This is a genomic window from Nitratireductor luteus (genome assembly GCF_026162365.1).
Classification (GTDB): domain Bacteria; phylum Pseudomonadota; class Alphaproteobacteria; order Rhizobiales; family Rhizobiaceae; genus Chelativorans; species Chelativorans luteus.
Genome location: NZ_JAOANW010000002.1, coordinates 306,772 through 329,573, shown reverse-complemented (window position 1 = coordinate 329,573; position 22,802 = coordinate 306,772). Strand labels below are relative to the sequence as shown.

Here is a 22,802-nt window from a genome sequence, read left to right as displayed (position 1 = left end):
GACAGTCATGATTCAGCAATCTGAATCAAACAACTAACCGGCAAGGCTCGATATGCGAAATATCGAGTCTCTGTGGATGGTTTCGCTCATCCACATTCTTTTGCACATGGGTAGTTCGCATCCTCCTGTGCGGTGAATTGTGGATTTCCATCCGTCTTTTCCCCTGCCCATGGTCTCGTCAGGAACTATCCCACGCGCTATCAACACTTCTCCACAGAGAGTGAGCGTGCGGTGTGCATAAACCTCAAAGCTTCTTCCATCTGCATCTGATTTCGGACGCAACCGGCGAAACATTGCTGGCGGCGGGCAGGGCGGCGGCCGCTCAGTACAAGAATGCGCGCGCCATCGAACATATCTACCCGCTCATCCGCACCGACAAGCAGCTTGCAAAGGTCTTCGCCGAGATCGACGAGGAGCCGGGCATCGTCCTCTACACGATCGTCGATCAGTCCCTTGCCCGTCAGATCGACGAGCGATGCGCGGCAATGGGCCTACCCTGCGTTTCGGTTCTGGAACCGGTCCTGACCGTTTTCCAATCCTATCTGGGAACGCCGGCCGGCCGCCGCGTCGGCGCCCAGCATGTGCTCGATGCGGAATATTTCCGCCGCATCGACGCGCTGAACTTCACCATGGAGCATGATGATGGCCAGCTACCCAATGACGTTGATGAAGCCGAGATCATTCTCATCGGTGTTTCGCGTACCTCCAAGACGCCGACCAGCATCTACCTGGCCAATCGCGGGATCAAGACCGCCAACGTCCCCATAGTCCTTGACGTGCCACCGCCTGCGAGCCTTGCGCGAGCGGAAAAGCCGCTGATCGTCGGCCTCATCGCCTCGGCCGAGCGCATCGCCCAGATCCGGCAGAACCGCATCCTTGGCACGCCGGGAACGGACAATTTCGACACCTATACCGACCGCAGCACGATCGCGCGCGAACTCGCCTATGCCCGTCAGCTCTGTGCGCGCCATGGCTGGCCGGTAATCGATGTCACACGGCGCTCCATCGAGGAAACCGCTGCAGCCATCATGGCGTTGCGGTCAAAACCGCAAAGATCCCAAGGGGAATCGCTATGACAGAGAAAATCATCCTGGCTTCCACGAGCCCGTTTCGCCGCCAGTTGCTGGAAAATGCAGGCGTTTCCGTGGAGGCTGTTGCCCCGGAAGTCGATGAGCGCGTTGTCGAGGCGCCTTTGGAAAACGCCGGCGTAAGTCCGGAAGACGTCGCGCTCATTCTGGCCGAGGCCAAGGCGGTGGACGTCTCGAAGCGTCATCCCCATGCCCTCGTCATCGGCTGCGACCAGACGCTCTCCCTCGGCGACCGGGTTTTTCACAAGCCCAAGGATATGGAGAGCGCGCGCAGACATCTCCTCGATCTGTCCGGCAAGACGCACCAGCTCAACAGTGCGATCGTGCTGGCGCGCGCGGGCCAGCCCATCTGGCGGCACGTTTCCCAGGCCAATCTGACCATGCGCAAGCTTGATCCGGGCTTCATTGGCCGGCATCTCTCGCAAGTCGGCAAAAATGCGCTTTCCAGCGTCGGCGCCTACCAGATCGAGGGGTCAGGCATCCAGCTCTTCGAGAAGATCGAGGGGGACTATTTCACCATCGTCGGCCTGCCCCTCCTTCCCCTTCTCGGAAAACTGCGCGAGGAAGGAGCCATCGATGGCTGAAACCCTGCCGCGCGCCTTTGTCTGCGGCCATCCCATCGCGCATTCCCGCTCGCCGATGATCCACGGATACTGGTTGCAGCACTATGGGATCGAGGGAGCCTATGAGCGTTTGGACGTGCCGCCGGAAGCCTTCGGGGCGTTCCTTCGGGACCTGCCCGGTTCGGTTTATGTCGGCGGCAATGTCACGATCCCTCACAAGGAAAGCACCTGTCGGTCGGTGGACCACCTTGATGATGCAGCCACTCGCATCGGCGCCGTCAACACGCTGTGGATGGAGGGGGGCCTTCTGCACGGCGGCAACACCGATGCCTACGGCTTCGCCGCCAATCTGGATGCCGAGACGCCCGGCTGGAGCCAGAGCGGCGTCGCCACGATCCTGGGTGCGGGCGGTGCGGCCCGAGCCATCGTCCACGCCCTCCAGGAGCGGGCATTCCGCCAGATCCGCATTGTCAACAGAACCTCCTCCCGCGCACAGGCCTTGGCCGCGCATTTCGGCGGAGCCGCCAGTGCCCACGCTTGGGATGCTCTGCCGGAGCTGCTTACCGAGACCGGTCTGCTGGTCAACACAACTTCGCTTGGCATGGACGGTGGGCCGGGTCCGGAACTGGACCTTTCACCGCTGCCTTCCACGGTCATTGTCAGCGACATCGTCTACGCCCCTCTCCTCACGCCACTGCTGGCGATGGCGCGGGACCGTGGGTTGCGGACGGTGGATGGCCTCGGGATGCTGCTGCATCAAGCCGTCCCAGGTTTCGAAAAGTGGTTCGGCCGCCGCCCCGAAGTGACGCCCGAACTGCGCGCGCTCATCATTGCCGATCTGGAGTTGCACCAATGATCGTTTTGGGCCTGACCGGCTCCATCGGCATGGGCAAATCCGCCACGGCGAAGATGTTTGCCGAAGCGGGCGTGCCGGTGCACGATTCGGATGCCGCCGTGCATCGCCTGTATGAGGGCGCCGCCGCGCCGGAGGTGGAAAAGCTGTTTCCAGGCACCACTTCAAGGGGCAAGGTCGACCGCGACAGGCTGGCCAAGGCGGTCGTCGGAAATCCGCAAGCACTGAAAAAGCTTGAAGCGCTCATTCACCCTATGGTCCGGCAGGACGCCGACACGTTCGTTGCCGAGCATCGTGCCCGCGGCACACCTCTCGTCCTCCTCGATATTCCGCTTCTGTTCGAGACCGGCGGCACCGACCGGGTCGACAAGGTCGTGGTCGTCACGGCGCCGGCCGAGGTGCAACGAAGGCGCGTCCTGGCACGGCCGGGCATGTCGGAGGACAAGTTCAAGGCCATGCTGGACCGGCAGGTGCCCGATGCCGAAAAGCGCGCCCGCGCCGACTTCATCATCGACACGAGCCAGGGCATGGATGCGGCACGCGCCGAAGTGGGCCGTATCGTCGAGAGCCTTCAACAGGATTGAGTGGTTCTCCGTCTTGCCCGGCCCGGCTTCCCACGTGCATGCTGCGCCCAGGAGCGAATCGATGCGTGAGATAATTTTCGACACAGAGACGACGGGATTGGATCCGCGTGAGGACCGCGTTATCGAGCTTGGTTGCGTCGAGCTCGACAACCGCTTCCCCACCGGCCGGAGCCTGCATAAATTCATCAATCCGCAAGGTCGCCAGGTGCATCCCGATGCTCAGGCGGTCCACGGCATTTCCGACAGCGATCTCGCTGGCAAACCGGTCTTCGGTGAGATTCTTGAAGAATTCCTGGAGTTCATCGACGGCGCAAAGCTGGTCGCTCATAATGCCAATTTCGACATGGGGTTTATCAACGCGGAGTTCGGGCGTCTTGGTCAGCCTTTCGCTGACCCTTCGCGTGTGGTCGACACGCTGGCCATTGCCCGTCGCAAGCACCCCATGGGCCCCAATTCGCTCGACGCGCTGTGCCGGCGATACGGCATCGACAATTCACGCCGCACTAAGCACGGCGCTCTGCTTGACGCAGAACTTCTGGCCGAGGTCTATATCGAGCTGGTCGGCGGCAAGCAGGCAGCTTTTGGCCTGGAGGTCGTGGATGAATCGGCGCGATCCGAGGGCCCGTCGCTCCAGGTGCAGGTCGTCCTGCCCACGCGTCCGAGAGCGCTTCCCAGCCGACTTACTCCGGCAGAGCACGAAGCGCACAAGGCCATGGTTTCGGGGCTTGGCGACAATGCTATCTGGCTGAAGTTGGCGGCCGGCAGCAACCCGCTGCCTAAGCCCGGAGAATAAAAAAGCCAGGACGGCTGGCCGTCCCGGCTGGAAATTCGGCAACTCCAAAAGGATCAGGTCGTCTGAACCTTGGCCTTCGTCTGTTCTTCGGCCATGCGCTGCTGGAACATGCGGGCGAAGTCGATCGGGTCGATCATCAGGGGCGGGAAACCGCCGTTGCGTGTGGCGTCGGCGATGATCTGCCGGGCAAAGGGGAAAAGCAAGCGCGGGCACTCGATGAAGAGCAGCGGCAGCATGTGCTCCTGCGGAAAGCCTTCGATGCGGAATACGCCGCCATAGATCAATTCGACATTGAAGAGGACATTCTTGTCCGCCTCGGCCCGCGCGTTCAGCGTGAGAACGACGTCGTAGTCTGCGCCGCTGATCGGGTTGGCGTTCACATTGACATTGATATTGATCGCCGGGGCCTTGTCGCGGCCGCGCAGGGACTGCGGAGCACCCGGGCTTTCGAAGGAAAGATCCTTCACATACTGCGTAAGCACGTTCAGGCTGGGCTGTTTGCCGTTCCCGCTCTGTGCCGCGGCCCCCTGCGCTTCCTTATTGTCCTGCGGTTCTTTGGCCATCCGCCTTGTCCTCGTCCTTTGCTGTGCGCTCTCAAGCGCGGTTCTGGAAAATCGAGCGTTCGCTACCATGCGGACTCGTTCAAGACAAGTTTAAGCAGGGTGGGGATCAATCGTTGCGCCGACCGGGCTCCCTCCAAGGCGAGTGCTCGTTTTTTCCCCTTGTGTAGTCGTCCATGTCGAGGTCGATCGTCTTGTCGTCCTTCTTTGGGTGCTGACCACCGCCCGCCGCGCCGGCGCTGACCACGACAATCCTGTCTCGCAGCAAGCGCCAGCCGATATCGCGAATGGCGGGCACGAACAGCAGAAAGCCGAGCGTGTCGGTCACGAAGCCCGGCGTCAGCAGCAAAACACCCGCTATCATGATCATGACACCATGCACCAGGTCGCGGCCGGGCATCCGCCCCTCATCAAGCGTATGGCGAACGCGCGCAAGGAGCCCGAACCCCTGAATGCGCAGCAGGATCGAGCCGGCCACCGCCGTCAAAAGAACCAGCCCAAGAGTCGGCAGTACACCGATCTGACTGCCAACGACCACAAAAACGGCAATTTCCAGGAGCGGTATCGCCAACAGGAGAAATGGGACAATAGAGAAAGGCACGTTCTTGTCTAACCTTGTTCAAGTCGTGGGAGAAAAGCCGGCCGAGGGCCCGCTGCGACATTGCCTGACGGCACTCCGATACAATGAGATAGTAGCGCGCGGACAGGATTTGAATGATAGGCTTGTGCGTTCTATATGAAATCAGGTTGCGGTGGATCGGTTTCACCGCTGTTTGCCCTGGATTGCGAGGGCGATGCGACAAAGGCGGCTAGCGGCTGAACGATATGGAATTTTTTGATTTCGGCACAATTTTCTTCCTGGTCGCGGCGGTCGTGATCTTCTTTCAGCTGCGAAACGTCCTCGGACGTCGCACGGGCAACGAGCGTCCGCCCTTCGACCCCTATACGGCCTCCCGCCGCAAGGCTGCCGACAAAAGCGCTGAGGACAATGTGGTTTCCCTGCCGCGACGCAAGGATGCTCCGGAAGCTGCGGAGACCTACGCGACGATCGACGCGATCGCCAAGCCGGGCACCAGCGTGAACAAGGGCCTGCGCGCGATCAAGGATGCGGACCCATCTTTTGACCCGTCCGGTTTCGTGGAGGGCGCGAAGATGGCATACGAGATGATCGTCATGGCCTTTGCCGATGGCGACCGGAAGACCTTGAAGAACCTTCTTTCGCGGGATGTGTACGAGGGCTTCGTCTCTGCGATCGACGAGCGCGAGAAGCGGTCGGAGAAGATCGAATCGTCCTTTGTCGGTATCGACAAGGCCGCGATTGTTGGCGCCGAGATGAAGGGGACCGAGGCCCATGTCACGCTGCGCATCGTCAGCGAACTGATTTCGGCCACGCGCGACAATGCGGGCAGCGTGATCGATGGCGATCCGGAGACCGTCGCCGAAGTCAAGGACGTCTGGACCTTCGCCCGTGACACGCGCTCCGGCGATCCGAACTGGAAGCTGGTGGCCACCGAAGCAGAGGAATAGGCCAGGTGGCTGAGACGGTCCGGCAGCCGGAACCTTCGAGGGGGCTGCCCCCGGTCATGCGGCCAACTGCCTTCGCCGATATTCCGGGCTGGATCTCCGACGATTTGGTGGCGGCCTTTGCTGCTTTCCGACGTAGCGCGGAATACGCCAGAACCGTAAAGCCGTATCGAACCGGCAGCCTGGGCATCTCCGCCGCATCCTTTGACGAGGCATTTGAAGCAGCACTGTCGGCCGGAGAAGATGTCGGCCCGACCGACGCACGCGCCTTTTTCGAGCGCTTCTTTAGTCCGTATCGCGTTTTGCCCGACTCTGGGGCGCCCGGTTTCGTCACAGGCTATTACGAACCCGAAGCGGAAGCATCTCTCGTACGGACCGAGCGCTTTCAGGTCCCGATATATGGCAGGCCTCTCGACCTGTTGGAAATCTCGCCCGATGACCCGCCCTCCGGCATAGAACTGGGCTATGCGTTTGCCAGGCGCGAGGGCGAGCGCCTGATCCCTTATTTCGATCGCCGGGCCATCGACACCGGTGCGCTGGAGGGAAGGGGGCTCGAGCTGTTCTGGCTGGCCGATCGGGTCGACGCCTTCTTCATACACGTTCAAGGTGCTGCGCGTCTGCATGTGCCGGATGGCCGCGTGCGGCGGATCACCTACGCGGGCAAGACCGGCCATCCCTTCACCGGCATCGGCCGTGTTTTGGCCGAGTTGGGCGAGATTCCGCTGCGTCAGGTCACGATGCAGTCCATTCGTGCCTGGCTTGCCGCCAATCCGGACCGCATGGACGAAATTTTCTGGCGCAACCGGTCATATGTTTTCTTTCGCGAGACCGAACCGGGCGAGGCCAGGCTCGGTCCCGTCGCCGCGGCCAAAGTTCAACTTACGCCTGGCCGCTCGATGGCTGTCGATCGTCTGCTGCACACTTTCGCGACACCCTTCTTTGTCCATGCGCCGACGCTTGATGCCGAGAGAAGCCCGTTTCAGCGGCTGATGATCGCCCAGGATACCGGGTCGGCAATCACCGGCCCAGCGCGCGGCGATCTGTTCATGGGCACGGGAAAAGATGCCGGCGAAACCGCCGGTGTCATCCGGCATCCCGCCGATTTTCATATGCTCGCCCCACGGGCACTGGACGGGTTGCGGGGATGAAACGGACGGCTCGCAAGCACCTCACCCGTGAGGACCGCGTCCTGTGGACCAGGGTGGCGCGGACCGCAAAGCCGCTGCCCGGAAAAGCCTTTCCCGAAGAAGATGAGGCCGAGACACCGGTAGAGCCGCCGCGCACAAAGGCGGCGACGGACAAGATACTGTCCAGCCCGGCCCCTGGCCCAGGAATAGTGTCGCCAAGGAAGAGCGCTCCACCCAAGCTCGATGCACCCACCCGCGATAAGATCGCACGCGGCCGGGTGGCGATCACGGGGCGGGTAGACCTGCACGGCTTGCGGCAGGAGGAAGCGCATATGCTCCTGTTGTCATTTCTGCGCCGGGCCTATGAGGCGGACCGTCGCTATCTGCTTGTCATCACGGGCAAGGGCTCCTCGCCCTCAAGCGAGGGCGTATTGCGGCGCGCGGTCCCGCAATGGTTTGCCACTGCCCCCTTCCGGCAGTTCGTGAGCGGATACGAGGAAGCGTCGCGTCAGCATGGCGGTGAGGGGGCTATCTATGTGCGCCTGCGCCGCAGGGAGCAGGTCAGGTGACACCGTTTGGAGAACGCATCCGGCAGCTTCGCCGGTCCCGGGGCGCCAGCCAAAAGGAGATGGCGGCGGCCCTTAATGTCAGCCCCGCTTATCTGTCAGCGCTGGAGCACGGCCGACGCAGTCCGCCCAACTGGGCGATGGTGCAGAAGATCATAGGTTACTTCAATGTGATCTGGGACGAGGCGGACGAGCTTCAACGTCTTGCCGAAATGTCCAACCCGCGCGTTGTTGTGGATACGGCAGGACTTCCCGACAGGGCGACGGCGCTTGCCAACCTGCTTGCGCGCAATATCGCCACCTTGGAGGATACGCAGATCGAAGAACTTTATCGGCGCCTTGAAGCGATGTTGGAGGGTGCATGCGAGCCCTAGGCCCTGTCATGACGCCGGGATAAGCGCCTGCAGTTCTTCCAGCCGGTCGTTGACCAGCCAGCCGTAGTAGTTTTCTTCCGGAAGCTTTGTTGTCTGGCCCTTTTTGCGGCGCAACCGGTTCTCGGCTGCTAGTCGGGTCGCCCGCGCTTCCGGGTTTCCGACATTGTACAACGTTGCGGTAATTCCTGGATTCCTGGAAATGTCGAACCCCGCGATCTCGCGATAGGCATCGATGGATTTCCTGATCGTCGCAGATATGTAGGCCAGCGTGATATCGGGATCCATGATGGTCTGGTAGACCTTCTGGGGGTCGCGGTGATCGATCTTCTCGTAACCGGAAACGCGGTTGACGATGTCCGTCATCTGCAGCGCCGTCAACGGATTGAGCTGCCCGATGCCGAAGGTCTGGCCTGCATAGAGCGGCTGGAAGAAAACCGCGCTGAACCGGTCGTCAGGAAAGCGCTTTCCGTCCACCCTCCTGCCACGGAAAGCCTTGTCCCAAACCGCTTCCCGGCAACTCCACAAGGTGTAGCTGCCCTTCCTGTCTTCGCACTCGGCAAATTCCGGACGCTCGATGAAATCGGCGATGCTCTCGCCGTCATAGGAGAAGGTGAATTCGCTTTTCAGGTATGAGACAGCCTTCACATAATAGGTTTGCAGCCGGTCGTAGACATCTACATTGTAGGTGTGCTCGCCGACAATGGCGCCAATGATATGTGTCGGGTCGATCCCGTAATCATCGGCTGTTGCGCGGATCTTCTCGCGCAGCGCCACGTCGCTCTTCAGAAGCTGGTAGACCCTCTGATACTTGGCGTCGTATGTCGTGTTGCCGGCATTCGTGCGCGAGGCGGATGCACCCGGCACGGCCGGCTGCTTTTCATGACTGTTGCCGGGCGGCACGAGGCTGGCGGCTTGCACGGCGTTCGCCGCCAAACCCAACAAAAGCCCTGCCAGGATGCTGTGCCTCAGCGCCATGCGCCGCCCCGCCGTCATATTTTCTGATTGCGCGCAACCTATGGAAACCCGCGCACCGAGTCGAGCCCAAATATTAGGGGCCTCAAACGTTGTGGGAAAGACGCAACGCTACAGGATGAAGCGCGAAAGGTCGGTGTTCTTTGCCAGGTCGCCGACATTCGTGTCGACATAACCGGCATCGATCGTGATCTTGGAGCCGGACCGGTCGGGTGCGTTATAGGAGATATCGTCCAGGACGCGCTCCATCACGGTCTGCAGCCTGCGGGCCCCGATATTCTCCACGCTGGCGTTGAGATCGACGGCGATCGCGGCCAGCCGGTCGATGGCATCGTCAGTGAACTCGAGCTCGACGCCTTCGGTGTCCATCAGTGCTATATACTGCTTGATGAGGCTTGCCTCGGTCTCGGTCAGGATGCGCCTGAAATCGTCCTTCTCCAGCGCCCGCAATTCGACTCTGATCGGCAGGCGGCCCTGCAGCTCCGGCAGGAGATCGGACGGCTTCGATACGTGGAACGCGCCGGAGGCGATGAACAGGATATGATCGGTTTTGACGGGGCCGTACTTCGTGGCCACGGTCGTTCCTTCCACCAGCGGCAGCAGGTCGCGCTGCACGCCTTCGCGGGAGACGCCGGCACCCATGCCGCCTTCCCGGGATGCGATCTTGTCGATCTCGTCGAGAAAGACGATGCCGTCGTTCTGCGCCGACGACAATGCGGTCTGTATGACGGCGTCTTGGTCGAGCAGCTTGTCGGACTCGTCGTCGATGAGGTGCCCGTAGGACTCCTTCACTGTGGTCTTGCGCACTTTTGTGCGGCTGCCGCCCATGGCCTTCTGCAACATGTCGTTGATGTTCAGAACACCGATATTTGCGCCCGGCATGCCCGGAATCTCGAAGCCCGGCATGCCGCCGCCGGTGTCGGACACCTCGATCTCGATTTCCTTGTCGTCGAGCTCGCCGCTGCGCAGTTTCTTGCGAAAGCTCTCTTTCGTGGCCGGGCTCGCCGTCTTGCCCACCAGCGCGTCCAGCACGCGCTCCTCGGCCGCCACATGGGCTCGGGCCTTCACCTCCTCGCGCATCTTCTCACGGGTCAGCCCGATAGCGACTTCCACGAGATCGCGGATGATCTGCTCGACATCGCGGCCGACATAGCCGACCTCCGTGAATTTCGTAGCCTCCACCTTCATGAAAGGCGCGCCCGCCAGCCTGGCCAGCCGCCGCGAGATTTCCGTCTTGCCGACGCCGGTGGGGCCGATCATGAGGATGTTCTTGGGCATCACCTCTTCGCGCAACCCCTCCTCGAGCTGCTGACGGCGCCAGCGATTGCGCAGCGCGATGGCGACCGCCCGCTTGGCGTCCTTCTGGCCGATGATGAAGCGGTCGAGCTCCGAAACGATCTCGCGCGGGGAAAAATTCGTCATATGTTGGTCTCGCTTGCGTGTCGGTCGTATTGCATGATGAGCGCGTCGCCGGTGCGCCCTTCAAGGTGCGGAACAGGGCGGAACCCGACTTTGGCATAGGCGCGTATGGCGCGCGCGTTACCGCGATCCGGATCGATGATGATGCTCCCGTGCCCTTCCTCGATCAACCGGCGAACGAATGCGGCAAGTGCGGCGGAGCCGATACCCTTGGACAAAAAGTCGGGATCGCCGATGGAAAGGTCGACGCCGACCGTTTCGGAAGGAAGCTCCATCAGCCAGGGATGATCCTTCACCCATTGCTCGTTCTGGTGGTGGCCGATGAACCAGTTCTGGATGTAGCCTACCGGCTGGTCGGCGAGTACGATGAGGAACGGCCGCGTGGAATCGCGCCCCGAGATCATGTCGCGGATGAAGCCCAGCTCCTCTTCAGGCTCACCCCACCATTCCCGCATGTGAGGGGTGCTGAGCCACTGCGCGAGCATCGGCAGATGGGCCTCCATCACCGGCTTGAAGCGGATGTTTGAGCCGTCATTCTTCATCCAGGGATTCCAGAACGACGTTGTCGTTGGTGTAGATGCAGATGCCTGCCGCGATGGCCATCGCCTTGCGTGCCACTTCCTCGGCGTCCTTGTCCGTATCCAGCAGCGCGCGGGCGGCCGCCAGCGCAAAATTTCCGCCCGATCCGATCGCCATCACACCCTGTTCAGGTTCCAGTACGTCACCATTTCCGGTAAGCGCCAGCGTGATCGATTTATCGGCGACCAGCATCATCGCCTCCAGCCGGCGCAGATAGCGGTCGGTGCGCCAGTCCTTGGCGAGCTCCACGCAGGCGCGCATCAGCTGATCGGGATACTGTTCCAGCTTGCTTTCCAGCCTCTCCAGCAGCGTGAACGCATCCGCCGTGGCACCGGCAAAGCCGGCGATCACATTGCCCTTGCCGATGCGGCGCACCTTGCGGGCATTGCCCTTCATCACCGTCTGGCCGAGGCTGACCTGCCCGTCGCCGGCGATCACCACCTTGCCGCCCTTGCGTACGGTGACGATGGTGGTGGCGTGCATGGAAGGGGCTTCACTCATGGCGGGTCCTTTCGGGCGGCGGGTATCTTCAGAGCGGTTATGTAAGCGGCCCGCTGGCAATTGCAAACGGCGCGCATTGCCGATCGCCGCCTTCAGCCCTGCCTATGCCCGCGATGCCGGCTGCCGCTGGCGTTCCGGCAGACATGCTGCTAGAAGGCTGGCCTTCTGATCGCCAAGAGGACCGCCATGGCTCAAGGGACGGCGCGCAAAGCCGAAATCAGTCGCAAGACCAACGAGACGGAGATCGCCGTTTCGGTCGATCTGGATGGGGAAGGACGTTTCGACATCGCTTCCGGCGTCGGGTTTTTCGACCATATGCTCGAGCAGCTTTCCCGCCATAGCCTGATCGATATTACGCTGAACGCCAAAGGCGATCTGCATATTGACGACCACCACACGGTGGAGGATTGCGGCATCGCCATCGGCCAGGCCATCGCGAAGGCGCTCGGCGAGCGGCGCGGCATCATGCGCTATGCCTCCCTCGATCTCGCCATGGACGAATGTCTGACACGGGCGGCTGTCGACGTTTCGGGACGGCCGTTCCTCGTCTGGAATGTCGTGTTCCCGACCGCCAAAATAGGCACTTTCGACACCGAACTGGTGCGCGAGTTCTTCCAGGCCTTTGCGCAGAATGCGGGTATCACGCTGCATGTCGCCAACCATTACGGCGCGAACAACCACCACATCGCCGAGACTTGTTTCAAAGCCGTGGCGCGGGTGCTGCGCGCCGCGCTTGAAGCGGATTCCCGTCAGCCAAACGCTGTTCCCTCTACCAAGGGAACGCTGAACGGTTGAAAGCCTGCACGAGGCGAAGAATTGAATGGCAAGTTATCTCGTAGTCGAACCTGAAACCGAAACAGGCGATGCCGCGGAAAAGGCTGTGGTGTTGCGCGACGGCTTCTCCTTTCTCGCCTTTCTGGTGCCCTTCATCTGGTTCCTCGTCCACCGCATGTGGTGGGAGGCGCTGACCGCACTTGCATTGGGGCTGGCACTGGCAGGACTGGGGACGGTTGCCGGGTATTCGGCCGTGGCCTCCGTCGTCTCCTTATGCCTCTCATTCCTGATAGGCATGGAAGCACAGAGCTGGCGGGCAGCGGCCCTGCAGCGCAAAGGCTGGTGGGTCTGGGGCGTCGTGGAGGCGGGTTCCAGGGGCGAGGCGGAAGTCCGTTACGCGACCGAATCGACTTCCGGCCCAACATATGCCCGCATGACCGAACGGCCTGCAGCAGCGCCCCCGGCAATGCCCTGGAAATCCGCCAGGGCTCCCGCCGGTGAGCGCCGCCACTCCACCTTCGGCCTGATCGACTATCCCCGGAAAACCTGAACATGCGCGTTGCAATCATCGACTATGGCTCCGGCAATCTCCGTTCAGCCACCAAGGCCTTCGAGCGTGCTGCCCGCGAGGCCGGCATTTCTGCAGAGATCGAACTGACGGCCGATGCTGGCCGCGTGCGCACTGCGGATCGGATCGTTCTGCCTGGTGTCGGCGCCTATGCGGCCTGTCGGGCGGGCCTTGATTCGGTGCCTGGCATGGTCGAGGCGATCGGCGAAACGGCGATTGACAAGTCGCGACCCTTCCTGGGCATTTGTGTCGGCTTGCAGCTCATGTCCCAGCGCGGGCTGGAGAAGACGGTTACGGAAGGCTTTGGCTGGATCAAGGGCGACGTGAAGGAAATGACGCCCTCCGACTCGAGCTTGAAAATTCCCCAGATCGGCTGGAACACGATTCACGTGAAACATGACCACCCGTTGTTTACCGGCATCCCCACCGGACCGGACGGCCTGCACGCCTATTTCGTGCATTCGTATCATCTCGATGCGGAACAGGAGGAGGACGTGCTGGCACAGACCGATTACGGCGGTCCCGTCACCGCGGCAGTGGCGCGCGACAATCTGGCCGGCACCCAGTTTCATCCCGAAAAGAGCCAGCGGCTTGGCCTAGCGCTCATTGCCAATTTCCTGAAGTGGAAGCCATGATCCTTTTCCCCGCCATCGACCTTAAGCAAGGCCAGTGCGTGCGCCTGAAGCTCGGCGAGATGAGCCAGGCGACCGTCTACAATGCCGACCCCGCTGCCCAGGCAAAAGCCTTCGAGGAGCAGGGGTTTAAATGGCTGCATGTGGTCGACCTCGACGGCGCCTTCGCCGGCACGAGCGTCAACGGTGCGGCGGTCGAGGCGATCCTGGCGGCGACGAAGAACCCGGTGCAGCTCGGCGGCGGCATCCGCACACTCGAGCAGATCGAGGCATGGCTGGACAAGGGTCTCGCCCGCGTCATCCTCGGCACCGTGGCGGTGCGCGACCCTGAGCTGGTGCGTGAAGCCTGCCGCCGGTTTCCAGGAAGGATCGCCGTGGGCATAGACGCGCGCGGTGGTCACGTCGCGGTTGAAGGCTGGGCCGAGACGTCAGAGCTTTCGGCAGTGGAACTGGCAGAACGTTTTGAAGGAGCCGGTGTGGCCGCGATCATCTACACCGATATCGACCGCGACGGCGTCCTGGCTGGCATCAACTGGGACGCGACTATAGACCTTGCTGGAGCCGTCGATATACCCATCATCGCTTCCGGCGGGCTCGCCTCCATCACCGATATCGTGCGCATGACCATGCCTGACGCGGCCAAGCTGGAAGGCGCGATATCGGGCCGCGCTCTCTATGACGGGCGCATCAATCCGGCCGAGGCGCTGCGGCTCCTGCGCGAGGCGCAATCATGACGCTCAAATCCCGTGTCATCCCCTGCCTGGACGTCAAGGACGGACGTGTAGTCAAGGGCGTGAACTTTGTCGATCTGATCGATGCCGGTGATCCGGTTGAAGCGGCCAAGGCCTATGACGCAGCCGGCGCGGACGAACTGTGCTTTCTCGACATCACCGCCTCCAGCGACAATCGCGAGACAATCTTCGATGTCGTGGCGCGCACGGCCGAACAGTGCTTCATGCCGCTGACCGTGGGTGGCGGCGTTCGCGAGGTGGCGGATATCCGCAAGCTGCTGCTTGCCGGCGCCGACAAGGTGTCTATCAACACGGCGGCGGTAAAGAATCCGGATTTCGTTGCCCGCGCGGCTGACAGATTCGGTGACCAGTGCATTGTCGTCGCCATCGACGCCAAGAAGGTGTCCGGGAAGGGTGCAATCGCCCGCTGGGAAATCTTCACCCATGGCGGACGCAACGCCACCGGCATGGACGCCGTCGAGTTCGCCCGCCGCGTTGTCGATCTCGGTGCTGGGGAAATCCTGCTGACCTCCATGGATCGCGACGGTACCAAGGCCGGCTACGACATAGGGCTGACGCGTGCGGTGGCTGATGCGGTGCGTGTGCCGGTGATCGCCTCGGGCGGTGTCGGCACGCTCGATCATCTGGTCGACGGTGTTAAGCAGGGCCATGCCGCCGCTGTGTTGGCGGCATCGATTTTCCACTTTGGCACCTATACAATCGGCGAAGCGAAACGCTTCATGGCCGATCACGGCTTGGCCATGCGGCTCGACCCGACACAAGGCGAGGCAGCGACAAGATGAGCACTTTCGATCTGGCGCGACTGGAGGCCATCGTCGCCGAGCGCGCCCGCTCTGGCGACGCCAATTCCTGGACGGCCAAGCTCTATGCCGCAGGCATGGAAAAAGCCGCCCAAAAGCTTGGCGAGGAGGCCGTCGAGACGGTTATCGCTGCAGTGGGCGGGAATCGTAAGGGGGTCGTTTCCGAAAGCGCTGATCTTCTATATCATTGGCTGGTTGTCCTGGCCCTGGCCGAAGTGCCGTTGGACGAGGTGATGGCCGAATTGGAAAGCCGTACGTCGCGCACGGGCATTGCCGAGAAGGCCGCCCGCCGAGCGAAATGAACCGGCCGGAGGCGGAAAGGGGATCACGGCGCATGGATCAACTGGTTGCGGGGGAACGCTACTCTCCTTACCGCTTCTTTTCCGCCGAGCGCTGGGCAAAATTTCGCGCCGACACGCCGCTCACCCTGTCCGAAGACGAGGTTCGCCGGCTTCGATCGTTGAACGACCCCGTCGACCTGGACGAAGTGCGCCGCATTTACCTGTCCATGTCGCGGCTCCTTTCGGCGCATGTCGAAGCCAGCCAGCTTCTATTTCGCCAGCGCCAAGTCTTCTTCGACGTCGACGACGCGGTCAAGGCTCCATTTATCATCGGCATCGCCGGTTCGGTCGCGGTCGGCAAGTCCACCACGGCGCGTGTGCTGAAGGAACTTCTGGCCCGCTGGCCGTCGAGCCCCAAGGTCGACCTCGTCACTACCGACGGCTTTCTCTATCCGAATGAGGTGCTGCGGCGGGAAGGCCTGATGGACCGCAAGGGCTTTCCCGACAGCTATGACGTCGGCGCCATTTTGCGCTTCCTGTCGGGCATAAAGGCGGGGCTGCCCAATATGCGGGCGCCGCTCTATTCGCATCTGACCTATGACGTATTGCCCGGCGAGTTCGTCACCATAGACCGGCCCGACATTCTCATTTTCGAGGGCATCAATGTGTTACAGACACGTGAGTTGCCCGTGGACGGCAAAGCGGTGCCGGTGGTTTCCGACTTTTTCGATTTCTCGATCTATATCGACGCGCCGGAAGAACTGATCCATCAATGGTATGTCGATCGCTTCATGCGGCTGCGCGATACCGCCTTCAGGGACCCGCAATCCTTCTTCCATCGCTATTCAGGGCTTTCAGCCGATGCCGCACATACCATCGCGGAGCAGCTCTGGAACAACATCAATTTGAAGAACCTGAAAGAAAACATCCTGCCCACCCGCCCCCGCGCCGATCTCATCCTGCGCAAAGGCGCCAATCATCTGGTGGAGGAAGTGGCGCTGCGGAAGCTTTAGGGGAACGATCCCGAAAAGTGGGTACCGGTTTTCGGAAAAGATCGCGCTACAACAAGGAGATAGACCAAGACGGCGGTTCAACGAAATCGCCATCTTGATCTAGGGCTTAGTTACCCGGCGCAAGGTCAGATTGATGCGCCCGGCGCCTTTGAGAATGGTCGACGTCTCGGGATAGATGCGGTCGACGCCGTGGTAGCAGAGCCTTCCCTCGCCAGCGAGCAGCACCACATCTCCGCTCTCCAGCCGCAGTGACATGGTGGCGTCCGCGCGCTTCGTTCCGCCCACGCGAAACAGGCAGGCGTCCCCTAGCGATACAGAAACGACCGGAGCGTCGAAATCCTCCTCGTCCCGGTCCTGGTGAAGGCCCATCCTGGCACGGGGGTCATAGAAATTCACTAGGCAGGCTTCGGGCGGATGCGGGTATCTGGAAAAGTCGTCCCATAGCCGCAAAAGCCCGGGCGGGATCGGCGGCCAGTGCCTGCCGGTTACCGGATGCGTTGCCTGATAGCGGTAGCCCCGCTCCTTGTCGGTAACCCAACCCAGCGCGCCGCAATTGGTCATCCGCACGCGCATCGGTTTGCCGGTCCGCGGCATGGCGGGCACGTAGAGCGGCGCATCGGCCACGACTCTTCTAATCTCGTCGACCAGCAACCGTTGCGCATCCATGTCAAGATGGCCGGGGATATGACGTATGCCTGGCGGCAGCTGAATCATGGCAGGGTCCCGAAAAATGCAAAAACCCCGGACGTTCCGGCGTCCGGGGTATCATGATGCCAGCTTGAGGTTTGGTGCGCCACCCGATCCTTGTCGAAGCGCGTCCAGCGCTTACAACGCGGGAATGCGCAGCACCTGGCCTGGGTAGATCTTGTCCGGATGGGTCAGCATGGGCTTGTTTGCCTCGAAGATGATTGTGTACTTCGCACCATTGCTCTTGCCGTAATTGGCCTCCGCGATCTTCCAGAGATTGTCGCCCTTCTTGACCGTGTAGAATACCGGGTCCCTGACTTCGCCGCCCGCCTCGGCCACCTTCAGCTCGCCTGCCTCGACCTTGGAAACGCCGAGCGTATTGCCGACGGCGATGACGGCCTTTTCGAAGGCCGATTGATCGGCGACCTCGCCCTTGAGCACGACCTTGTCGCCCTGGACCTCGATGTCGACCTTGTCGGTGCCGAGCTTGTGCGAATCGAGCTCTTTCTTGAGTTCGCTGGCTTCCGGTGCCTCGTCGTCGACGACGCCCAGCTTCTTGCCGACCGACTTCACAAAATCAAAAATGCCCATTGCAATATGCTCCCGTTTGAACTGCACGCCATTTGACGTGTAACGCCAAAATATTTCAACCGGAAAACGGTCCTTCGGATCGGGCATGTGGCAGGCCGATCATTCAGGCTTTATCCGGCCCCGCATCTTTTTCACCTGTGAGCGGCCGGCCTTGGCCTTGAGGCGGCGCTCGACCGCCCCGCGGGAGGGCTTGGTCTTCTTGCGTGGTTTGGGCGGCGGCTCGGCGGCGCGCTTGAGCAGCTCCATGAGACGGTCGCGCGCATCGGCCCGGTTCAACTCCTGTGTCCGGTAGCGCCCTGCCTCAATCAGTATCTCGCCGTCCTTGGTCGCCCGGCTGCCGGCAAGTTGTAGCGCCCGCTGCCTGATACGCTCGGGCAGGTTGCGGGCATTGGCAGCGTCGAACCGCAATTGAACCGCCGTCGCCACCTTGTTGACGTTCTGGCCGCCGGGGCCGGAAGACCGGATGAACTGTTCGTCCAACTCATCTTCGTCGACGAAGATGCCAGGCCGGATGATGAGAGCTGGTTCGGGCATGCGTGTCGGCCTGGCTTCCTGTTGCCAAACGAAAATGGCCCGGTTGGACGGGGCCATTAACATGTATCAAAGCCGCCGGCGCGGGCAACCCCTGTTCGGTTGGCCTGTCGACTGGCCTATTCGGCTGCCTGCCGGATTTGCGGCGAAGCGTTCAGCACGTCGGCGTCGACATGGGCCTGGAACGCTTCAAAATTGTCCACGAACATGCCGACCAGCCTCTCGGCCTGCGCGTCATAGGCTGCCTTGTCCGCCCAGGTCGAGCGTGGGTCGAGTATCGTACTGTCGATGCCGGGAACTTCCACCGGGACCTCAAAGCCGAAGTGCGGATCGATCCGGAATTGCGCGTCGACCAGCGATCCGTCGAGCGCAGCTGAGAGCAGCGCCCTCGTGGCCTTGATCGGCATGCGCTGTCCCACGCCATAGGCACCGCCGGTCCAGCCGGTGTTCACCAGCCAACAATTGACCCCGTGGCTCGCGATAAGCTCGCGCAGAAGATTACCGTAGACTGACGGGTGGCGGGGCATGAAAGGCGCGCCGAAGCAGGTCGAGAACGTTGCCTCCGGCTCGGTGACGCCGCGTTCTGTGCCGGCCACCTTAGCCGTGTAGCCCGAAAGGAAATGATACATAGCCTGCGCCGGCGTCATCCGGGCAATGGGCGGCAGCACGCCGAAAGCGTCCGCCGTCAGCATGATGATGTTCTTCGGCTGGCCCGCTCGTCCGCTTGCGCTGGCATTCGGGATGAAATCGAGCGGATAGGCGCAGCGCGTGTTCTCGGTGAGGCTGCCGTCGTCGAAATCGGGAACCCGGCCTTCGTCGAGGACCACGTTCTCCAGCACGGTGCCGAAACGCCGCGTTGTGGCGAATATTTCGGGCTCCGCCTCCTCTGACAAACGAATAGTCTTGGCGTAGCAGCCGCCCTCAAAATTGAAAACGCCGTCCTCACCCCAGCCATGTTCGTCATCGCCGATCAGTGTCCGGGACGAATCGGCCGAAAGGGTTGTCTTGCCGGTGCCCGACAGGCCGAAGAAGACGGCCACGTCGCCCGCGGGCCCGGCATTTGCCGAACAATGCATCGGCATGACGCCTTTTTCAGGCAGGATATAGTTGAGCGCGGTGAAGACGGATTTCTTCATTTCGCCGGCATAGGCCGTTCCGCCGACCAGCACGATCATGCGCGACAGGTCGATGGCGATCACAGTTTCGCTGCGGCATCCGTGACGTGCCGGGTCGGCCTTGAAGGACGGAAGGTCGATCACCGTCATCTGCGGTATGAAACGCGCAAGCGCATCGCGCGCCGGGCGGATGAGCAGGTTGCGGATGAACAGCGAATGCCAGGCGAACTCCGTCACCACACGCACCGGCAGACTGTTCTGCGGATCGGCGCCGCCCACCAGATCCTGCACGAAAAGATCGCGATCGGCTGCCTGAGCGCGGAAATCGGCGTAGATGGCCTCGAACTGATCGCGCGTGATCGGCTGGTTGTTGCCCCACCACACCGGCTCTTCGCTGTCTGCGTCGCGCACGACGAATCTGTCCTTTGGCGAGCGGCCCGTATGCTGCCCCGTGCGCGCCACCAGCGCGCCATGCGCTGTCAGCTGGGCTTCGCCGCGGCGGATAGCCTCCTCACAAAGATCGGGCACGGTAAGGTTATAGAAGACGTTGCCAGTGGTCTTCAGGCGGGTTTTCTCAATTCCGCAATCTGGGTTGCGAGGTCCGGTTTCTTTCATCGGGGCGCACCTGGTTCCTGTTGCTTCTTGTGCCAGCCAGCAACAGGGCAGCAACCCCTATCGGCAGGCAGGCGATGTCTGAAACAGAAAAGCCAAGTGATTTCAAATCATTAATCGATTTAAATATTTAAATTCCGAGTTTAATCGGTTTTATTCCGCTGAAATTCCGTGGGCGCGCACCCAATTGCCGTGGTCAATTCCGTCACAGGCGCCGCCCGGGTGCGGCGAAGTGACTTTGGCCGGTGAATGTGCCACATTTTGTACCTAATTTGTCCTGCAACTGCGCCCAACGCAGCAGAAGGGACACTGCACATGAGGGAGCCGCTAGAGATGGCAACGATCGCGCTAGTCGACGATGATCGCAATATTCTGACGTCGGTTTCGATCGCGCTGGAATCCGAGGGCTATCGCGTCGAGACCTATACGGATGGCGCATCGGCGCTGGAAGGGTTGACCGCCCGCCCGCCCAATCTGGCCATCTTGGATATCAAGATGCCGCGCATGGACGGGATGGAGCTCCTGCGCCGGCTGCGCCAGAAGAGCGACATTCCAGTGATCTTCCTGACATCGAAGGATGACGAGATCGACGAGCTCTTCGGACTGAAAATGGGCGCGGACGATTTCGTGCGCAAACCCTTTTCGCAGCGGCTTCTCGTCGAGCGGGTCCGGGCGGTGCTGCGCCGGGGCAGTGCCCGCGAGGGGATGGCCAAATCGGGCGAGAAACAGTCGCGCTCGCTGGAGCGGGGCCACCTTGTCATGGACCAGGAGCGGCACACCTGTACCTGGAAGGGCGAAGCCGTCACGCTGACGGTGACCGAGTTCCTGATCCTGCATTCGCTCGCGCAGCGTCCCGGCGTGGTCAAGAGCCGGGATTCGCTCATGGATTCGGCCTATGACGAGCAGGTCTATGTGGACGACCGCACCATCGACAGTCATATCAAGAGGCTGCGCAAGAAGTTCAAATCGGTTGACGTTGAATTCGACATGATCGAAACGCTCTACGGCGTCGGATATCGGTTCCGCGAGGCCTGATCGCTTCCCACTCTGGATTGAAGTTCGGCAAGCGCGACGGGCTGGTCTAGTATATTAGAGCGTTGCCGTGCACCGCGGGATGCATGTACGACGCAAGGTGGCGGCTGAAGCGACTGAAAGAGTATGGTGGCAGACACGGAAAACAGGAAGACCCGGGCTCAGGGCAAGTCCGGCCGGTCAGGTACCAGATACCTTGGGTGGGTTGCGGTCCTGCTTCGCCGGATGCTGGGGCACTATCTGTTTTCAAGTCTCACGCGCCGCATTCTCATCCTCAACTTTGCCGCCATCGGTGTTCTGGTCGTCGGTGTCCTCTACATCAACCAGAACAGCGACGGCCTCATCGAGGCGCATATCGACAGCCTTACGACGCAGGGTGAGATCGTTGCCGGCGCCATTGCGGCATCGGCGACGGTGGAGATGGACACGCTCAAGCTGACACCGGAAAAACTGCTCGAGCTGCAAGCCGGCGAAAGCATGCAGCCGGGCGTCGACCATCTCGACAATCTCGACTTTCCCATCAATCCCGAGACGGTGGCACCCCTGTTGCGGCGGCTGATCTCCAATCCCCGCACCAGGGCTCGTGTCTATGGCCCGCAGGGCGACCATATTCTAGATTCCAAACCCCTCTATGCCAGCGGGCAGGTGCTCCGATACGATCTGCCGCCGCTGGAGGAGGAGAGAGAGAATCCGCTGTGGCGGATCTACAAGCGCGTCGCGGCATTCTTCGCTCGCGACAATCTTCCGCGGTACGAGGAAGTGCCGGGCGGCAGCGGCGTCATCTATGAGGAGGTGGTGAGCGCGCTTACCACGGGCAAGCCCAGCTATAAGGTGCGCCAGACCGCCGAAGGGAAGTATATCATCTCGGTCGCCGTCCCGATTCAGCGGTTTCGCGCGGTTTTGGGCGCCTTGCAGTTGACCCGCGAAGGCGACATAGACGAGATCAACGCCGAGCAGCGCAATGCCATACTCGGCGTCTTCGGCGTTGCAGCCTTCGTGACGGCAGTGCTGTCGCTTCTTCTGGCATCGACGATCGCCAACCCGTTGCGGAGGCTTTCGGCAGCAGCCATAAGGGTGCGGCGGGGCGTGAGAAGCCGCGAGGAGATTCCCGATTTTTCCCACAGGCAGGATGAGATCGGCAATCTTTCGATCGCGCTTCGCGATATGACCAAGGCGCTCTATGCGCGTATCGATGCCATCGAAAGTTTTGCCGCCGACGTGGCCCATGAACTCAAGAACCCGCTGACTTCGCTTGGCAGCGCGGTCGAAACCTTGCCGCTGGCCAAGGACCAGCGCTCACGAGATCGGCTCATGGAAATCATCCAGCACGACGTTCGCCGGCTCGATCGGCTGATTTCGGATATTTCCGACGCGTCCCGCCTCGATGCCGAAATGGTACGCGAGGATGCCGAGCGTATCGATTTCCGGCAATTCGTCTCGGACCTGGTGGGAGCGGCCCGCGATGTGGGACGCAACAAGAAGAAGGTCGATATCACCTTCACGGTCGCCGAGAAGGAGCAGAACAAGAATTACTTCGTTGCCGGCCACGACTTGCGGCTAAGCCAGGTCATCACCAACCTCATCGAAAACGCCCGTTCCTTCGTACCCGACGATGGCGGCCGTATTAACTTGCGCATGGGGCGCTCGGCCAAGCGCATTGTCCTGACGGTGGAAGACAATGGGCCAGGCATCCGCGCCGACGATATCGAGCGCGTGTTCGAGCGCTTCTATACGGACCGCCCCTCCGGCGAGGCCTTCGGCCAGAACTCCGGTCTCGGCCTTTCGATCAGCCGACAGATCATCGAAGCCCATGGCGGCACGCTGACGGCTGAAAACATCGCCGGCGCCAAGCCCGGCGATATCCGCGGCGCGCGCTTCGTCATAGCCCTGCCTGCGGACGAATAGGCCGGC

Annotated in this window: 28 protein-coding genes; 18 read left to right on the top strand and 10 right to left on the bottom strand. The window is 61.5% G+C overall.

Annotated elements, in window-relative coordinates; all coding sequences use genetic code 11:
* Window positions 1-233: 233 nt before the first annotated feature.
* The 5 genes from N1058_RS04140 to dnaQ all read left to right on the top strand — a co-directional run bounded on the left by N1058_RS04140 (window position 234) and on the right by dnaQ (window position 3,881).
* Window positions 234-1,076 carry a pyruvate, water dikinase regulatory protein gene (locus tag N1058_RS04140; RefSeq protein ID WP_265516219.1) on the top strand — a complete coding sequence of 281 codons (843 nt, stop codon included), beginning with the start codon at window positions 234-236 and terminating at the stop codon, window positions 1,074-1,076.
* Window positions 1,073-1,672 carry a Maf-like protein gene (locus tag N1058_RS04135; RefSeq protein ID WP_265516218.1) on the top strand — a complete coding sequence of 200 codons (600 nt, stop codon included), beginning with the start codon at window positions 1,073-1,075 and terminating at the stop codon, window positions 1,670-1,672. Before N1058_RS04140 ends, N1058_RS04135 begins: the two co-directional genes overlap by 4 nt.
* A complete protein-coding gene (locus N1058_RS04130; protein ID WP_265516217.1) occupies window positions 1,665-2,507 on the top strand; it encodes a shikimate dehydrogenase in 843 nt (280 codons plus the stop codon). Before N1058_RS04135 ends, N1058_RS04130 begins: the two co-directional genes overlap by 8 nt.
* Window positions 2,504-3,088: a dephospho-CoA kinase gene (gene coaE / locus N1058_RS04125; RefSeq protein ID WP_265516216.1), complete on the top strand. Its 585-nt coding sequence runs from the start codon at window positions 2,504-2,506 to the stop codon at window positions 3,086-3,088. Before N1058_RS04130 ends, coaE begins: the two co-directional genes overlap by 4 nt.
* A gap of 61 nt (window positions 3,089-3,149) precedes the next feature.
* On the top strand, window positions 3,150-3,881 hold the full coding sequence (dnaQ, locus tag N1058_RS04120) for a DNA polymerase III subunit epsilon (RefSeq protein WP_265516215.1): 732 nt from the start codon (window positions 3,150-3,152) through the stop codon (window positions 3,879-3,881).
* A 53-nt stretch (window positions 3,882-3,934) separates the two neighbouring features.
* On the opposite strand, the gene secB is transcribed toward dnaQ, so the two are convergent.
* Window positions 3,935-4,444: a protein-export chaperone SecB gene (gene secB / locus N1058_RS04115; protein ID WP_265516214.1), complete on the bottom strand. Its 510-nt coding sequence runs from the start codon at window positions 4,442-4,444 to the stop codon at window positions 3,935-3,937.
* A gap of 106 nt (window positions 4,445-4,550) precedes the next feature.
* Window positions 4,551-5,042, bottom strand: a complete 492-nt coding sequence (locus N1058_RS04110) for an FxsA family protein (protein ID WP_265516213.1) — start codon at window positions 5,040-5,042, stop codon at window positions 4,551-4,553.
* Window positions 5,043-5,266: 224 nt separating this feature from the next.
* Between N1058_RS04110 and N1058_RS04105 the strand changes: the two genes are divergently transcribed.
* Genes N1058_RS04105 through N1058_RS04090 form a run of 4 tightly spaced genes read left to right on the top strand, consistent with a single transcriptional unit; the run spans window position 5,267 to window position 8,032 of the window.
* Window positions 5,267-5,968, top strand: coding sequence for a Tim44/TimA family putative adaptor protein (locus N1058_RS04105; RefSeq protein ID WP_265516212.1), 702 nt, complete (start codon window positions 5,267-5,269; stop codon window positions 5,966-5,968).
* A 56-nt stretch (window positions 5,969-6,024) separates the two neighbouring features.
* Window positions 6,025-7,113, top strand: a complete 1,089-nt coding sequence (gene mltA, locus N1058_RS04100; protein ID WP_265516368.1) for a murein transglycosylase A — start codon at window positions 6,025-6,027, stop codon at window positions 7,111-7,113.
* The gene (locus N1058_RS04095) at window positions 7,110-7,661 is read left to right on the top strand and encodes a Smr/MutS family protein (protein WP_265516211.1); all 552 of its coding nucleotides are present in this window, start codon (window positions 7,110-7,112) and stop codon (window positions 7,659-7,661) included. Before mltA ends, N1058_RS04095 begins: the two co-directional genes overlap by 4 nt.
* Window positions 7,658-8,032: a helix-turn-helix domain-containing protein gene (locus N1058_RS04090; RefSeq protein ID WP_265516210.1), complete on the top strand. Its 375-nt coding sequence runs from the start codon at window positions 7,658-7,660 to the stop codon at window positions 8,030-8,032. Before N1058_RS04095 ends, N1058_RS04090 begins: the two co-directional genes overlap by 4 nt.
* Window positions 8,033-8,038: 6 nt before the next feature.
* Here the strand turns inward: N1058_RS04090 and N1058_RS04085 are convergent, their stop codons facing one another.
* The 4 genes from N1058_RS04085 to hslV all read right to left on the bottom strand — a co-directional run bounded on the left by N1058_RS04085 (window position 8,039) and on the right by hslV (window position 11,503).
* Window positions 8,039-9,007 carry a DUF1402 family protein gene (locus N1058_RS04085; protein WP_265516209.1) on the bottom strand — a complete coding sequence of 323 codons (969 nt, stop codon included), beginning with the start codon at window positions 9,005-9,007 and terminating at the stop codon, window positions 8,039-8,041.
* A gap of 108 nt (window positions 9,008-9,115) precedes the next feature.
* On the bottom strand, window positions 9,116-10,426 hold the full coding sequence (hslU, locus tag N1058_RS04080) for an ATP-dependent protease ATPase subunit HslU (RefSeq protein WP_265516208.1): 1,311 nt from the start codon (window positions 10,424-10,426) through the stop codon (window positions 9,116-9,118).
* Complete coding sequence (locus N1058_RS04075; RefSeq protein WP_265516207.1) at window positions 10,423-10,965, bottom strand: GNAT family N-acetyltransferase; 543 nt, start codon at window positions 10,963-10,965, stop codon at window positions 10,423-10,425. Before N1058_RS04075 ends, hslU begins: the two co-directional genes overlap by 4 nt.
* The gene (hslV, locus tag N1058_RS04070) at window positions 10,955-11,503 is read right to left on the bottom strand and encodes an ATP-dependent protease subunit HslV (protein WP_265516206.1); all 549 of its coding nucleotides are present in this window, start codon (window positions 11,501-11,503) and stop codon (window positions 10,955-10,957) included. The genes N1058_RS04075 and hslV overlap by 11 nt, the downstream gene beginning before the upstream one ends.
* A gap of 186 nt (window positions 11,504-11,689) precedes the next feature.
* Here hslV and hisB point away from each other — a divergent pair, with 186 nt between their 5' ends.
* From hisB to coaA, 7 genes are read left to right on the top strand one after another with little or no spacing between them, the layout of a single operon-like run.
* Window positions 11,690-12,298 carry an imidazoleglycerol-phosphate dehydratase HisB gene (hisB, locus tag N1058_RS04065; RefSeq protein ID WP_265516205.1) on the top strand — a complete coding sequence of 203 codons (609 nt, stop codon included), beginning with the start codon at window positions 11,690-11,692 and terminating at the stop codon, window positions 12,296-12,298.
* Between the two features lie 25 nt (window positions 12,299-12,323).
* Entirely contained in the window at window positions 12,324-12,827 is a 504-nt protein-coding gene (locus tag N1058_RS04060; protein ID WP_265516204.1) for a DUF2628 domain-containing protein, read from the top strand.
* Window positions 12,828-12,829: 2 nt separating this feature from the next.
* Window positions 12,830-13,480, top strand: coding sequence for an imidazole glycerol phosphate synthase subunit HisH (gene hisH, locus N1058_RS04055; protein WP_265516203.1), 651 nt, complete (start codon window positions 12,830-12,832; stop codon window positions 13,478-13,480).
* Window positions 13,477-14,211, top strand: a complete 735-nt coding sequence (hisA, locus tag N1058_RS04050) for a 1-(5-phosphoribosyl)-5-[(5-phosphoribosylamino)methylideneamino]imidazole-4-carboxamide isomerase (RefSeq protein WP_265516202.1) — start codon at window positions 13,477-13,479, stop codon at window positions 14,209-14,211. Before hisH ends, hisA begins: the two co-directional genes overlap by 4 nt.
* Complete coding sequence (gene hisF, locus N1058_RS04045; RefSeq protein ID WP_265516201.1) at window positions 14,208-15,011, top strand: imidazole glycerol phosphate synthase subunit HisF; 804 nt, start codon at window positions 14,208-14,210, stop codon at window positions 15,009-15,011. Before hisA ends, hisF begins: the two co-directional genes overlap by 4 nt.
* Window positions 15,008-15,331 (top strand): phosphoribosyl-ATP diphosphatase, encoded by a 324-nt coding sequence (locus tag N1058_RS04040; protein WP_265516200.1) that lies wholly within the window; start codon window positions 15,008-15,010, stop codon window positions 15,329-15,331. The genes hisF and N1058_RS04040 overlap by 4 nt, the downstream gene beginning before the upstream one ends.
* A 32-nt stretch (window positions 15,332-15,363) precedes the next feature.
* Window positions 15,364-16,323 (top strand): type I pantothenate kinase, encoded by a 960-nt coding sequence (coaA, locus tag N1058_RS04035; protein ID WP_265516199.1) that lies wholly within the window; start codon window positions 15,364-15,366, stop codon window positions 16,321-16,323.
* A gap of 99 nt (window positions 16,324-16,422) precedes the next feature.
* Here coaA and N1058_RS04030 read toward each other — a convergent pair whose 3' ends face one another.
* From N1058_RS04030 to N1058_RS04015, 4 genes are all read right to left on the bottom strand, one after another.
* Entirely contained in the window at window positions 16,423-17,037 is a 615-nt protein-coding gene (locus N1058_RS04030; protein WP_265516198.1) for an alpha-ketoglutarate-dependent dioxygenase AlkB family protein, read from the bottom strand.
* Window positions 17,038-17,148: 111 nt separating this feature from the next.
* Window positions 17,149-17,601, bottom strand: a complete 453-nt coding sequence (gene lysM / locus N1058_RS04025; protein ID WP_265516197.1) for a peptidoglycan-binding protein LysM — start codon at window positions 17,599-17,601, stop codon at window positions 17,149-17,151.
* 99 nt (window positions 17,602-17,700) lie between these two features.
* Window positions 17,701-18,135, bottom strand: coding sequence for an alternative ribosome rescue aminoacyl-tRNA hydrolase ArfB (gene arfB, locus N1058_RS04020; protein ID WP_265516196.1), 435 nt, complete (start codon window positions 18,133-18,135; stop codon window positions 17,701-17,703).
* A gap of 116 nt (window positions 18,136-18,251) precedes the next feature.
* Window positions 18,252-19,862 carry a phosphoenolpyruvate carboxykinase gene (locus tag N1058_RS04015; protein WP_265516195.1) on the bottom strand — a complete coding sequence of 537 codons (1,611 nt, stop codon included), beginning with the start codon at window positions 19,860-19,862 and terminating at the stop codon, window positions 18,252-18,254.
* Window positions 19,863-20,192: 330 nt separating this feature from the next.
* On the opposite strand from N1058_RS04015, the gene N1058_RS04010 reads away from it, so the two are divergent.
* Both N1058_RS04010 and N1058_RS04005 read left to right on the top strand, forming a co-directional pair.
* Window positions 20,193-20,894: a response regulator transcription factor gene (locus tag N1058_RS04010; RefSeq protein ID WP_265516194.1), complete on the top strand. Its 702-nt coding sequence runs from the start codon at window positions 20,193-20,195 to the stop codon at window positions 20,892-20,894.
* A 123-nt stretch (window positions 20,895-21,017) separates the two neighbouring features.
* Window positions 21,018-22,796, top strand: a complete 1,779-nt coding sequence (locus N1058_RS04005) for a stimulus-sensing domain-containing protein (protein WP_420847938.1) — start codon at window positions 21,018-21,020, stop codon at window positions 22,794-22,796.
* Window positions 22,797-22,802 lie beyond the last annotated feature (6 nt).